The organism is Roseibium sp. (genome assembly GCF_965229775.1).
Taxonomy (GTDB): Bacteria; Pseudomonadota; Alphaproteobacteria; order Rhizobiales; family Stappiaceae; genus Roseibium.
On sequence record NZ_OZ245929.1, the window covers coordinates 6,239,764 to 6,251,690 of the forward strand.

The 11,927-nt window shown below is 58.4% G+C and carries 10 protein-coding genes; 5 read left to right on the plus strand and 5 right to left on the minus strand.

Features of this window, described 5'->3' with window-relative positions; translation table 11 throughout:
* Window positions 1-104: 104 nt before the first annotated feature.
* Window positions 105-779, plus strand: coding sequence for an IclR family transcriptional regulator (locus ACO07N_RS28440; RefSeq protein ID WP_421984225.1), 675 nt, complete (start codon window positions 105-107; stop codon window positions 777-779).
* Window positions 780-875: 96 nt separating this feature from the next.
* The gene (locus tag ACO07N_RS28445; protein ID WP_421984226.1) at window positions 876-1,751 is read left to right on the plus strand and encodes an isocitrate lyase/PEP mutase family protein; all 876 of its coding nucleotides are present in this window, start codon (window positions 876-878) and stop codon (window positions 1,749-1,751) included.
* A gap of 357 nt (window positions 1,752-2,108) precedes the next feature.
* Here the strand turns inward: ACO07N_RS28445 and ACO07N_RS28450 are convergent, their stop codons facing one another.
* Window positions 2,109-3,086 (minus strand): threonine ammonia-lyase, encoded by a 978-nt coding sequence (locus ACO07N_RS28450; RefSeq protein WP_421984227.1) that lies wholly within the window; start codon window positions 3,084-3,086, stop codon window positions 2,109-2,111.
* Window positions 3,087-3,404: 318 nt separating this feature from the next.
* Here ACO07N_RS28450 and ACO07N_RS28455 point away from each other — a divergent pair, with 318 nt between their 5' ends.
* Window positions 3,405-4,625: an MFS transporter gene (locus tag ACO07N_RS28455; protein ID WP_421984228.1), complete on the plus strand. Its 1,221-nt coding sequence runs from the start codon at window positions 3,405-3,407 to the stop codon at window positions 4,623-4,625.
* 424 nt (window positions 4,626-5,049) lie between these two features.
* On the plus strand, window positions 5,050-5,841 hold the full coding sequence (locus ACO07N_RS28460) for an alpha/beta fold hydrolase (RefSeq protein WP_421984229.1): 792 nt from the start codon (window positions 5,050-5,052) through the stop codon (window positions 5,839-5,841).
* Between the two features lie 238 nt (window positions 5,842-6,079).
* On the opposite strand, the gene ACO07N_RS28465 is transcribed toward ACO07N_RS28460, so the two are convergent.
* From ACO07N_RS28465 to ACO07N_RS28480, 4 genes are all read right to left on the minus strand, one after another.
* Window positions 6,080-6,859, minus strand: coding sequence for an IclR family transcriptional regulator (locus ACO07N_RS28465; RefSeq protein WP_421984230.1), 780 nt, complete (start codon window positions 6,857-6,859; stop codon window positions 6,080-6,082).
* 9 nt (window positions 6,860-6,868) lie between these two features.
* A complete protein-coding gene (locus tag ACO07N_RS28470) occupies window positions 6,869-8,227 on the minus strand; it encodes a TRAP transporter large permease (RefSeq protein ID WP_421984231.1) in 1,359 nt (452 codons plus the stop codon).
* The gene (locus tag ACO07N_RS28475; RefSeq protein ID WP_421984232.1) at window positions 8,227-8,895 is read right to left on the minus strand and encodes a TRAP transporter small permease; all 669 of its coding nucleotides are present in this window, start codon (window positions 8,893-8,895) and stop codon (window positions 8,227-8,229) included. The genes ACO07N_RS28470 and ACO07N_RS28475 overlap by 1 nt, the downstream gene beginning before the upstream one ends.
* 92 nt (window positions 8,896-8,987) lie before the next feature.
* Complete coding sequence (locus ACO07N_RS28480; protein WP_306143098.1) at window positions 8,988-10,151, minus strand: TRAP transporter substrate-binding protein; 1,164 nt, start codon at window positions 10,149-10,151, stop codon at window positions 8,988-8,990.
* A gap of 177 nt (window positions 10,152-10,328) precedes the next feature.
* On the opposite strand from ACO07N_RS28480, the gene ACO07N_RS28485 reads away from it, so the two are divergent.
* Window positions 10,329-11,927: a GMC family oxidoreductase gene (locus ACO07N_RS28485; protein ID WP_421984233.1), complete on the plus strand. Its 1,599-nt coding sequence runs from the start codon at window positions 10,329-10,331 to the stop codon at window positions 11,925-11,927.

Genomic DNA, 11,927 nt, shown 5'->3' on the forward strand with positions numbered 1-11,927 from the left:
ATTCACCCCTACCAATTCATACAAATTAACGGGTCCTGACCCTAGACAGTCTGTGGGGATTGCAGCAAGGTGCATCTCACATCGTTTCACCTGACAGAACGCTTATGGCCGCAAATCGCACCGAATCCGTGGAAAGGGCACTCTCCATCCTCAACGCCTTTTCGACACAGAATCCCACCATGACCCTGGCGGAGATCGCCGAGGAGACAGGCCTGTACAAGAGCACGATCCTGCGCCTGACGAATTCGATGCAGATCTACGGGTTCATTCAGCGCGACGACGACGGCCGTTACAGTGTCGGTCCGAGCGTCTGGCGTCTCGGCCTGATCTTCCGGCGGGATTTCACCAGGCGGGAACATGTCGCTCCCTCGCTTCGGATCCTGGCCGAAGCGACCGGCGAAACGGCTTCGTTTTACGTGCGTGTCGGCAATGAACGCGTCTGTTTATACAGGGAAAATTCTCCAAACCTGCTTCGCTTCCATGTCGAGGAAGGCATGCGGCTGAAGCTCTCGACCGGTGCGTCCGGCCTGGTGCTGCGTCACTTCTCGGGCGACGATGTCGGCGATCTCGGTCTCTTCAACAGGAACGGCACGGTCAGCACAGCGGGTCAGACCAATCCCAACATCTCGTCCGTCTCAACACCGGTTTTCAAAAGCACCGGCGAGCTTACCGGAGCGCTCACGGTTTCGGGCCTCGCCACCCGGTTCGACGAAGACGCGCGCGCCAGCGCCATCCCCCTCCTTGAGAGCCTCGCCAAGAGCCTCATGACGGCAGACTGACCGTTTCGCCTGACAGAACGCCCCCCGGCGCTGCTTGCCAATTGAAAGGCCGGGGCTTAGTCATGGCACAAGGCAACCCAACCGGAGTTCGCAAAGATGATGAACCACGAAATCAACAAGGCGTTTCGGGAACGCCTCGCGCGCGGCGGCGCCGTGCTGATGCCGGGGGCAGCCAATGCCCTGGCCGCTCGGGTCATCGACGGGCTCGGGTTCAAAGCGGTCTATATCTCCGGCGCGGGTCTCACCAACACTTATCTTGGAATGCCCGACCTCGGGTTCATTTCGCTGCCAGAAATCGCGCAGCACACGTCGGCCATCCGCAACGTCACCAGCCTTCCGATCGTTGTCGATGCGGACACCGGCTTCGGCAATGCGCTCAACGTCACCCACACGGTGCGCACCCTTGAGCGCGCCGGGGCCAGCGCCATCCAGCTGGAGGATCAGGTCAATCCGAAACGCTGCGGGCATTTTTCGGGCAAGGACGTGGTTGACCTCGCTGAGGCGCGCAGCCGGATCAAGGCCGCCGCCGACGCCCGCATCGACCCGAACTTCCAGATCGTCGCACGTACGGACGCCTGCGCAACACATGGCTTCGACGCCGCGATCGAACGCGCCGAAGCCTTCATCGAAGACGGCGCGGACATCACCTTCATCGAAGCACCGCGCAACCTTGAGAACATACGCGCGATCCCCGAAAGGCTCTCCGGCACTCCGCAGCTCATCAACCTTGTCGTGGGCGGCAAGACGCCGATCCTGGATTTCTCCGACCTCGACAACATGGGTTTCGGACTGGTGCTCTACGCCAACGTGGCGCTACAGGGAGCCCTCAAGGGCATGCATGACGCTCTGGCAGTGCTGAAGTCGGACGGCCGCATGGATGAAGGCGACCTCGTCGCAAGCTTCGAAGTCCGCCAGAAATCAGTCCACAAGGATTTCTACGACGATCTCGAGAAACGGTATGCTGCCGATTAGGGTCCGGTATCGTTGATTGATCCAAAAAATGGCCCCAAGGCGACATTCGGAGCTGGTCCACGAATGCCCACAGTGCGGACAAACCTGCCGTTTGATTGGAAGAAAAGAGTGTCCGCCTGGTTTTTACCTACGCGTTTATATAGATCCGGATTTAGCTCGCGGCGTTTCAACGTTCCGGTTATCGCAGTGCGATGGCTAAGTGGCTGCCAAACAGCGCGGTCGCTAAAGCCGGGAAGAATTCGTGAACTTCCGGACCGAGCGTGATGCAAACTGGCCATGCCAAAGCTGATCATCCCAGCGCTCAAGGTGCCGCTTAACGCGCTCTAGCAAAGTAGAATAGGGTGCGGTGACCGGCGCTTACGCTGTTGTATTAACAAGATCGGAAAACCGAACTGCATCAATGTTACCGCCGGTGATCATGATCCCAACCGTTTTTTCCTTAATCGGTATTTGACCATTCAAAACGGCGGCAAGACCGACGGCGGCGCCCGGTTCTATGACGGTTTTGAAGTATTCAAACGCAAATCGCATGGCTTGGCGCGCTTCATCATCGGTCGCAGTCACTCCGCCAGCCAACAGGCGTCGATTGATATCAAAGGTCATCTCGCCCGGAATCGGTGTCATTATGGAATCACAAATGGTGCGTCTTCCTTTTGGATTGGGTACCCGTTGCCCTTCAATCAACGAGCGGCGCGTGTCGTCAAAAAGCTCAGGTTCAGCCGCATAGACCTTTGTGTCTGGAGACGCTTCTGCCATCACGACCGCTGTTGCTGCTGTTAAGCCGCCGCCGCCGCAGGGTATCACTACAGCGTCCAACGCTCCCCCGGCATCCTGCAGCAATTCCAGTGCAGCCGTGCCAGCGCCAGCAAGAATTTGAGGATGCGCGCTCGGCGGCACTTCGACCCTGCCAGATTCCAGTATGATCTGCTGCACCACATCAGCACTGTTTTGGGTGTCCCGATCATAGGTGACGATTTCTGCGCCCATGGCGTGCACAGCCGCCTGTTTGGCAACGGGTGCATCTGACGGCATGACGATGACCGCTGATGTGCGCATCATCTGGCACGCTCTCGCCAATCCAAGTGCGTGGTTTCCGGAAGAATAGGAAACCGCCCCTCGGGATTTTTCTTGTTCGGACAAACCGAGGAGCCGGTGATAGGCGCCACGTATTTTGAACGCGCCCGTGCGTTGCATGTTTTCAGCTTTGAGAAGCAATCGCCCGCCGAGCTTTTTGTTCACATCGGCGTTCTCAAGCATGGGTGTTCGAACAACAACACCCTGGAGGGCTATACTGGCCGCACGTACATCGTTCAAGGAGATCGGATAAGGGGTCATTTGTGTTGAACTCTGAAGGGTTGAAAGAGGTAGTTGAGATATTATTCGCGAGCGCGCCTAAACCTGCCTGAAAAATGTGTTGCCCGAGCCGGACGACGTTGGCACATTTTGCGCCCACGAAAGTCAGGTTGACCACCAGGAGCTTCAGCACTCGCCTGATACCCGCCGGAGCCTGCGAACTCTATCATCACGCCTGCTTTGAAGGTCCGGACCTATTGGTTGTTTGCAAATGCTTACCCTTCATCTCACTGTTGGTTTTGTATGGTGTCTCCGCTCGGCAGGAACAAGGGCAAGGCAGCTTGGAGCAGCTCGTTCGAAATGAAAAATGCGATAAAAATGAACGAGCTTTTTCGCCTTTATGCCCCGATTGTGGGCTTAGGGGCCACACAGATCATCGGGTACGGCGCGCTGATGTATGCTTATGCCATTCTCCTTCCCCGGATGGCAGATGATCTCGGGCTATCCCTTTCGACTGTCTTTGGAATCCTGTCGCTCGGCCTGTTCTTCGGCGGGCTTGTTTCACCGCTCGCCGGACACCTCGTGGACCGCTATGGCGGGCGTTGGGTGATGACGGGTGGTTCTATCCTGGCAGGCCTGGCTGTGGTGGCTATGGCTTGGACAAAGGGGCCTGTTAGCCTCTTTGTGTTCATCCTGATTGCTGAAGGCGCGGGCATGTTTGTGCTCTACAATGTCGCCTTCGCCTCAATCGCACGGTTGGAGAGCTCGGTGCGTCCCGCACAGGCAATCTCCATCATCACCTTGTTCGGCGGTGTTGCCTCCACAATCTTCTGGCCCCTGACACTGGCTTTGGAAACGGCTTTGGGCTGGCAGGTGACTTGGATGGTGCTAGGCGCCATGGTCTTGTTGGTTTGCGTACCAATTCATTTCTTTGCGTTGGCTGGACCTCAGCGTGATCCTGAGACGGTGGCTAAAAATGCGCAGCAGGACTGGCCGCAACTGAGGGGTTCAGACCGCCGCAAAGGTATGATCTGGATGATCATCTCCTTTGTATGTTCCGGCTATCTGATGGGGGCCGTGATGACGCTTTGGGTGACAAATGTCCAGGATCTTGGCCACACGGCGGCCCTGGCGGCGTTGGCAGGGGCCATCATTGGTCCTTTCAAAACAATAGGTCGTTTCCTTGAAATGGTGGTCAGCCGCAACCTCTACCCGTTAACGACCTATGCATTGTCGATGGGTTTGATGCTGGCTGGCTTCGGCGTGTTGCTTACGGTTGGTTTCTCAGTGCCAGGGATCATTCTCGCGGCGGCTCTTTACGGCATGGGGGATGGGATCAAGACCATTGCCAGAGGCACGCTCCCCCTCGCGCTGTTTGGCCAGAAGGGGTATGGCGCTCGACTGGGATGGATTTCGTTCGTTCAGATGGGTGTGAACGCCTCGTCCCCCTTCATCTTCGCCTGGATGACACAAACATATGGCGGATGGTTCTCCTTCGCGACCATGGCAGGCGTGTTGAGCTTGGCGGTCGGCGCCTACTTCTTTATCCCTGATCCAAGGAAGCGGGTTGTGTTAGCCTGACCAGCGGTCGGCTCAATTGCGCAGTGTAGCCATTCGCCAGGGGACGGACTTATGCGGCGGTCGATGTTTATGAAAAAGAACCGCCGACCGGCAACATCCTGCTCACCCACAAAAACGTCCTGCCGACACCCCATATCGGCTATGTCACCGAAGACGAATTCGACCTGCAATTCTCCGACATCTTCGACCAGATCAACGCCTACAATGCAGGCGCCCCGATCCACATGATCAACCCGGAGGTCCGGACGGGATGAGGAGGGAGAGCACGCTACATGAAGGGCGGGTTCAGGTCATTCGCTGCACCGGAAACCAATGGCGGCAGTGCGGACCTAGTTGTCACTGAGCGTTTGCCGGAATCCCGCCATTTTCCGTGTTCACCAGCCGCATGCTAAATTTAGGTGATGGTACAGCTGGGAGGCGGACAATGAAAATTGAAGACACGGATTTCATCGAAGCAGGAACTGGCGAAAAAGTAATTCTTATTCACTCAAGTGTTGCAGGTGCCAAACAGTGGCGACGCCTGATGGAGACGCTAGCTAACGATTTCCATGTCATTGCAATAAACCTATTTGGCTATGGCGATACCCCCGCGTGGGAAGTTGATGGCACACAAAGATTGACAGACCAGGCAAGGCTAATCGAACCGTTTGTGCCCGGAGGAGCCGACAAAATTTCGATTGTTGGACACTCATTCGGTGGCAGCGTTGCAATGATGGCGGCCGCAATGTTCAAAAAAAGAGTCCGCCGCTTGGTCCTCATTGAACCTAATCCATTTTACCTTCTGGAAAAATCAGGGCGCTCTGAGGCTTACGGGGAAGCAATCATCTTGCGGGATGCGATCAAGTCCAACGGGAAATCTGGGACCTGGGAAGCCGCCGCTGAATTATTCGCGAATTATTGGACAGGTCCAGGGAGTTGGGATGCAATGACTGACGATCGCAAAGCCAAATTTGCGCGCGCGTTAATTCCAAACTTCCATGAATGGGATGCTGTGATGAATGAGATTGTGTCATTCTCGGAGTGGCAGCGGGATTTGCCCAGTGATACTACAGTCGTGTCAGCAAGAGATACCGTCAGGTCCATTCGTGAGATAATCGAGCTGATGGAAAAGCAGGTTCCTGAATGGCACTATAAGCAGATTGATCACGGTGGCCATATGGCGGCGATGACCAGACCCGACATAATCAATCCGATTGTCCAAAGTGCCTTGACATAGCGTCCAAGTAGGGCTCAATGCCGACCTTCGCTGCGGCTTGAATGGACGTCCGCACTTGGCAGGATTCTCACTTTGTCGGATGTCGCTGACGGAACACGCGAAGTCATTGGCGATGTCCGCATTCCGTCAATTGTTTGGCAAGTGACACGTATCGACTAAGTCGGAATCAATGAGTCGGAACGCTAGACCGCCTTCTAGTTAAAGAGGCAACACGACATGCGCGGAAGACTCGGACCGTTTACTCCAGCACGATCTGTTCGAGCCTTGATGCGGCATCCTGAAGCTTCGGCAACTGGGTGATCAGGCTTTCGATGTTGTGCCGCTGTCTCGGCGCATGAATCGACAATGTCGTCATCAGGCGCCCCCTGTCGTCTCGGATCGCAACGGCAACGGCCGTCATGCCGTCCATGAATTCCTCGTTGTCGACCGAAAATCCGCGCGTCTTCGTCTCCGCCAGTTCGCGTTTCAGCGCGTCGGGGTCGACCAGCGTCTGCTCGGTCCGCCGCTCCAGCTCCACCGATGACAGGAGCCGGTCGAGAACCGAACCCGGCAGTGTCGAAAGATACATCTTGCCGCTGGCGGTGCTGTGAAACGGCACCTGCGTTCCGATCGGCAGCTGAATGCGCAGGGGCCAATGCGTCTCGACGCGGTCCAGATAAACCATGCCGTCACGGCCGGGTGCCGCCAGGTTGCAGGTCTCGCCCACATCCGACGCAAGATCCCGCATCACCCGGAGGCGCTCCGTCCGGATGCGCTGCGACGACAGCGTGTTCGTCGACAGCTTTCGCATCCGTTTTCCCGGACCATAGGACCGCCCGTCAAGGCTGCGTTGCAGAAACCCCTCGGTTTCGGCGGTATGAAGCAGCCGGTGAACGGTCGGCTTCGGCAATCCGACCAGCTCGCAAAGCGTCGAGGGAGCGACCGGAACCCCGGCTCTCGCGACCTCCTCCAGAATGACCAGCAAACGCAGGTTCGTCGGTATTTTTCCTGCTTCTTCTGTTTCGTGGTCGTCTGACATCTTCGGCAATCATCGGTTCGGCAGCAGCATCAACGCCAGTTCAGGGGTCAGGGACACGACGATCCAGACACTGATCAGGGCGACTAGGTAAGGCACCGTATAGCGAAGTAACCGGAAATAGGGAACTCCCGTGACGCCGGACGCCACATAAAGGTTGAGCCCGTAAGGCGGCGTAATGAAACCGATGGATGCACCGACAAGGAAGATCACGGAGAAGTGGATGGGATCCACCCCGACCGATGCCGCGATCGGAGCCAGGATCGGCGCCAGGATGATCGTGACCGGAAGGCTCTCCAGAACCATGCCCGACACGAACACGATGATCATCGATGTGAACAGAACGGCATGGTAGCCGCCCATCGATGTCACGAAATCGCCGATCGTCGCCTGCGCGCCCAGAAGCGACAGGATCTGCTGCATCACGACCGAGATGGCGATGAGCGGTGCGAGGATCCCCGTGATCTGGGCCGAGCGGATCACGATGGACGGAACCTCCCTGACCGTGAAGCCCTGAACCACGAACATCTCCGCGTAGCTCTTTTCGGCAACCGGCCGATCGCCGCGTTTGCCGAGGATCTTGTTGAGCGGGTAGCTGACGAAACCGGCCAGCATGCAGAAGCCGACGGTCACGCCAGCCGCTTCGGTCGGCGAGAACTTGCCCGTGTAGATGCCCCACAGGACCAGCCCGATGGCAAAAAAGCCGAGCCAGGCGCCGAAGGCGGTTTTCAGGATCCGGTTCAGGTGGAACGGGATCAGGAACCCCCACCCGTTCAGGCGGCAGATGATCCAGCAGGCCACCTGCATGCCGATGACCATCAGCGAACCGGGGATGATGCCCGCGACAAACAGATCGGAGATCGGCAGGTTCATCAGGAAGCCGTAGACAATGAAGATGATCGACGGCGGAATGATGATCCCGACCGTGCCACCGGCCGCGGCCGTTGCAGCCGAGAAGCGCTCGTCATAGCCGCCCTTGACCATTTCCGGATGAAGCATCGACCCGATGGTCGCGGTCGTCGCGGAATTCGATCCCGAGATCGCCGCGAACAGCCCGCAGGCGCCGAGCGAGGCCATCGCCAGCCCGCCCCTGAGCCAGCCAAGAACGGCATAGGCGAAATCCGATAATCGTCGGGCAATGCCGGAACGGTTGATAAGGTCACCGGTCAGGATGAAAAGCGGCATCGCCAAGAGCGCGAAGCCCTTGTTGAAAACGTTCAGAAGCTCCGCGCCGAGATTGTCGAGCGTCAGGCCAAGCACGAAGGAACAGCCGATCACCCAGTAGGCGATGACAAGCAGAACCGGGACGCCGATCATGAACAGGATCGTGACGCCAATGGAAATCAGGGTTACCCAGGTTGCATCGGTCATCAGGTGTCCTCCCCGATCACGGCCTGCTTGATCAGCGGCTGGTTTGTGCGCCAGTTGCGGATGTCGTCGAAGAGGTTTTCAAGCACCCTGGCCGCAAGCAGCAGGAAGGACAGCGGCGCGGTGAGCAGGAACCACCACTGCATCACGTTGTCGGTCCCCAGCACGATCTGGAAATTCGAGGCGGACAGCGCCGTCAGCCTGAGGGTCGTCACCAGAACGATCACGGCGAAGATGAACCAGAGGACGGCATCGAGACAGAGGCACGCCATCTGTCCCCATCGCGGCATCACCGATCTGAATTCGGAGAAACTGAGATGCGTGCGCAGGCGCACGTTAAAGGCCGCTCCGAACCATGTCATGATCATGAACAGCAGCGGCGGAATGGTGGTGGACCAGGGTTGCTGGTTTGCAAACACGAACCGGTCGATCACACCCCAGAAGATGATGAAGGCAATCGCCAGATAGCTCCACACCATGATGGTGCGCTCCAGATGCCGGTCGAGAAAGGGCACGAGCCGGTAGATGAGAACAATGAGCAGGCCGCCGGCCAACGTCACAAAGGCGCCCATGACCCAGGCAGCTTCCGATTTTAGTGCGTTGCGGATTTCCCAACTGTCTTGTGATGCTAAAGCGCTCAGGATCGCGCCAAGATCCGACCAGATTGCCATCTGCCCCTCCCTGTTCCGCCGGTTTTCCCGATCTGAAGACGAATAGGGCTGGCGCGTGATGCACGCGCCAGCCCGGTCAGCTTAAAGGGTAATCAGCCCTTCCACCAACGCCGTGGTTCGACGTTCTCGGGCTTCATGTCGGCCGGAATGCGGCGTGCGATGTCGTAGATCTCCTGGTAGGTGTCGATGCCACCGGCCCAGCCGTTCAGACGGTCACGCCATTCCTGCCACAGCTGCGGCTGGAACTCGGGCGAGCACATTTCTTCCGCAAGCTTGATCTCGCTATCCGGCAGGAAGGCCGGACGCACGTTGTTCTCGACGAAGATCGTGTCCGGAAGCTGCGGATCGGAGAAACCGACCGTTTTCACGAGCGCGGCCTCGTTGGCCGCCTGCACGTGTGCCTGTGCCCAGTAGGCGGACTCCATGACAGCGTCCTGCAGATTGCCTTCCAGGCTGTCGAAAACGCTCGCCGACATCGACGTGTGCTCCGTGCCGCAGAAGAACTTGAGGTCGACCGACTGGCTGACAACCGGCGACATGTTGGCATAGGCCACGGCACTCGCCCAGGTCTCGGCACCATCGATCAGGCCCTGCTTCAGGCCATCGAGCGTTTCTTCCCAGGCAACCGGAACCGGGTTCAGGTTGAGCGCCTTCATGGCAATGCGGCCAAGCTGGGTACCGGTCACGCGGTTCTTGGTACCGAACAGTTGCTCGAGCTTCGTGACCGTCGGGCGGTCTTCCCATCCAAGGCCAAGCTGGATACCGCGCAGCTCGCAGTGGCTGAACAGGAACTTCAGGCCGTGGCGCTTCTCAAGCGGGTCACGCAGGATCTTCTGCGATTCCGGGCTGTAGAGGAAATAGTACTGCGATGCCCGGCCCGGGAACATGAACGCATAATCCAGAACGTTGAGATAGGGCGCGCCGCCGGCCGAGTTCTGGGTCGAAGCGGCATAGATGTCGATGATGCCCTGCTGGGTCTTTTCCACGCAGGAAAGCTGACCGCAGATCTGGTTGTCGCCGATGAACTCGATACGTATTTCACCGTCCGTGCGTGCTTCCAGATCCCGCGCGAATTCAAGTGCGCCGGCCCGCTCGATCAACAGGTTCCGGGCATTGAACCCCGCCGCGCCGAACTTCAGCGTATGCTTGGCCGGCTTGGAAAAGCGCTTGTCGTAGGTTGATTCTGCCGCCGAGGCGAGGTTGGCAAGGCTCATTGCACCGCCGAAGGTACCCGCTGCCAGCAGCGTCGAGCTCATCCCGTAAGTACCTGCAACGCGGAACAAATCGCGCCGAGAAATCCTGCTTAGTTTATTTACCACACTCATTGCTTCCTCCCAGTTCGCAATTTTTGAGACGTTTTGTTTCAAAAAAGGCTAGTTTATTTTGTCCTTTTTGCATAGGCTTTTTTCAAAGAAATAATTGGGAGACCAAAAATGGAGGCAGATTTCGTCGTAATCGGGGCCGGTTCGTCCGGTTGCGTTATCGCCAATCGTCTTAGCGAAAATCCCTCCAACAAGGTTATCCTGCTGGAGGCGGGTGGCCGGGACATAAACCCGTGGATCCACATTCCGGTCGGATATTTCAAGACCATGCACAATCCGTCGGTGGACTGGTGCTACAAGACGGAGCCCGATCCGGGACTGAATGGCCGGTCGATCGACTGGCCCCGCGGCAAGGTGCTTGGCGGATCGTCTTCGCTGAACGGTCTTCTCTACGTGCGCGGGCAGAAAGAGGACTATGACCGCTGGCGCCAGATGGGCAACGAAGGCTGGAGCTGGGACGACGTCCTGCCGCTGTTCAAGCGCTCGGAGGACCAGGAACGCGGTGCCGACGAGTTTCACGGAACGGGCGGCCCGCTCTCCGTGTCCAACATGCGCATCCAGCGGCCCATCTGCGATGCCTGGGTCGCAGCGGCGCAGACGGCGGGGTATCCCTTCAACCCGGACTACAACGGCGCGACCCAGGAAGGCGTCGGCTATTTTCAGCTGACCACCAAGAACGGCCGCCGCTGCAGTTCCGCGGTGGCATTCCTGAAGCCGGCACGCGCACGCGAGAACCTGCAAATCATCACCCATGCGCTCGTCAGCCGCATCAACCTGGATGGCAGGAAGGTCACCGGGATCACCTACCGGGACAGGTCTGGTGCCGAACAGACGATCACGGTGCGGCGGGAAGTCGTTCTCTCCGGCGGCGCCATCAACTCGCCCCAGGTGCTGATGCTGTCCGGCATCGGCGATCCGGAACAGCTGCGCCAGAACGGCATTGAACCGGTGCACGAACTGTCCGGCGTCGGCCAGGGCCTTCAGGACCATTTGCAGGCAAGGCTCGTCTTCAAATGCAACGAGCCGACACTCAACGACGAAGTGCGCAGCCTGTTCAACCAGGCGCGGATCGCCCTGAAATACGCCCTCTTCCGGGCCGGGCCCATGACGATGGCGGCAAGTCTTGCAACGGGGTTCCTGAAGACCCGGCCGGAGCTGGAAACGCCTGATATTCAATTCCACGTTCAACCCTGGTCGGCTGATTCGCCCGGCGAAGGCGTGCATCCCTTCTCGGCCTTCACCATGTCGGTGTGTCAGCTGCGCCCCGAAAGCCGCGGCGAGATTCGCCTTTCCGGTCCGGACCCGCGCAGCTACCCGAAGATCATTCCCAAATACCTGTCGACCGAAACCGATTGCCGGACCATTGTCGACGGCGTCAAGATCGCCCGCAGGATCGCCCGACATGCGCCGCTCACATCCAAGATCGCCGAGGAGTTCCGCCCGGCGGCAACCCTCGACATGGAGGACTACGACGGGACACTCGACTGGGCGCGCCAGAACAGCGTCTCCATCTATCATCCGACCGGGACCTGCAAGATGGGGACGGATGCCGGCGCCGTGGTCGATCCGCAGCTGAAAGTGCACGGCATCGACGGTCTGCGCGTCGCCGACTGCTCCATCATGCCCGAAATCGTGTCGGGAAACACCAACGCCCCCGCCATCATGATCGGTGAGAAGGCCTCCGACCTGATCCGCGCAAACGCTGCTTGA

Bases quoted from the DNA above. Each gene is read 5' to 3' on its own strand.
- ACO07N_RS28480 (WP_306143098.1), bottom strand. From the start codon at position 10,151: ATGAGCTCGACGCTGCTGGCAGCGGGTACCTTCGGCGGTGCAATGAGC.
- ACO07N_RS28455 (WP_421984228.1), top strand. From the start codon at position 3,405: ATGAAAAATGCGATAAAAATGAACGAGCTTTTTCGCCTTTATGCCCCG.
- ACO07N_RS28440 (WP_421984225.1), top strand. From the start codon at position 105: ATGGCCGCAAATCGCACCGAATCCGTGGAAAGGGCACTCTCCATCCTC.
- ACO07N_RS28475 (WP_421984232.1), bottom strand. From the start codon at position 8,895: ATGGCAATCTGGTCGGATCTTGGCGCGATCCTGAGCGCTTTAGCATCA.
- ACO07N_RS28465 (WP_421984230.1), bottom strand. From the start codon at position 6,859: ATGTCAGACGACCACGAAACAGAAGAAGCAGGAAAAATACCGACGAAC.
- ACO07N_RS28470 (WP_421984231.1), bottom strand. From the start codon at position 8,227: ATGACCGATGCAACCTGGGTAACCCTGATTTCCATTGGCGTCACGATC.
- ACO07N_RS28460 (WP_421984229.1), top strand. From the start codon at position 5,050: ATGAAAATTGAAGACACGGATTTCATCGAAGCAGGAACTGGCGAAAAA.
- ACO07N_RS28445 (WP_421984226.1), top strand. From the start codon at position 876: ATGATGAACCACGAAATCAACAAGGCGTTTCGGGAACGCCTCGCGCGC.
- ACO07N_RS28485 (WP_421984233.1), top strand. From the start codon at position 10,329: ATGGAGGCAGATTTCGTCGTAATCGGGGCCGGTTCGTCCGGTTGCGTT.
- ACO07N_RS28450 (WP_421984227.1), bottom strand. From the start codon at position 3,086: ATGACCCCTTATCCGATCTCCTTGAACGATGTACGTGCGGCCAGTATA.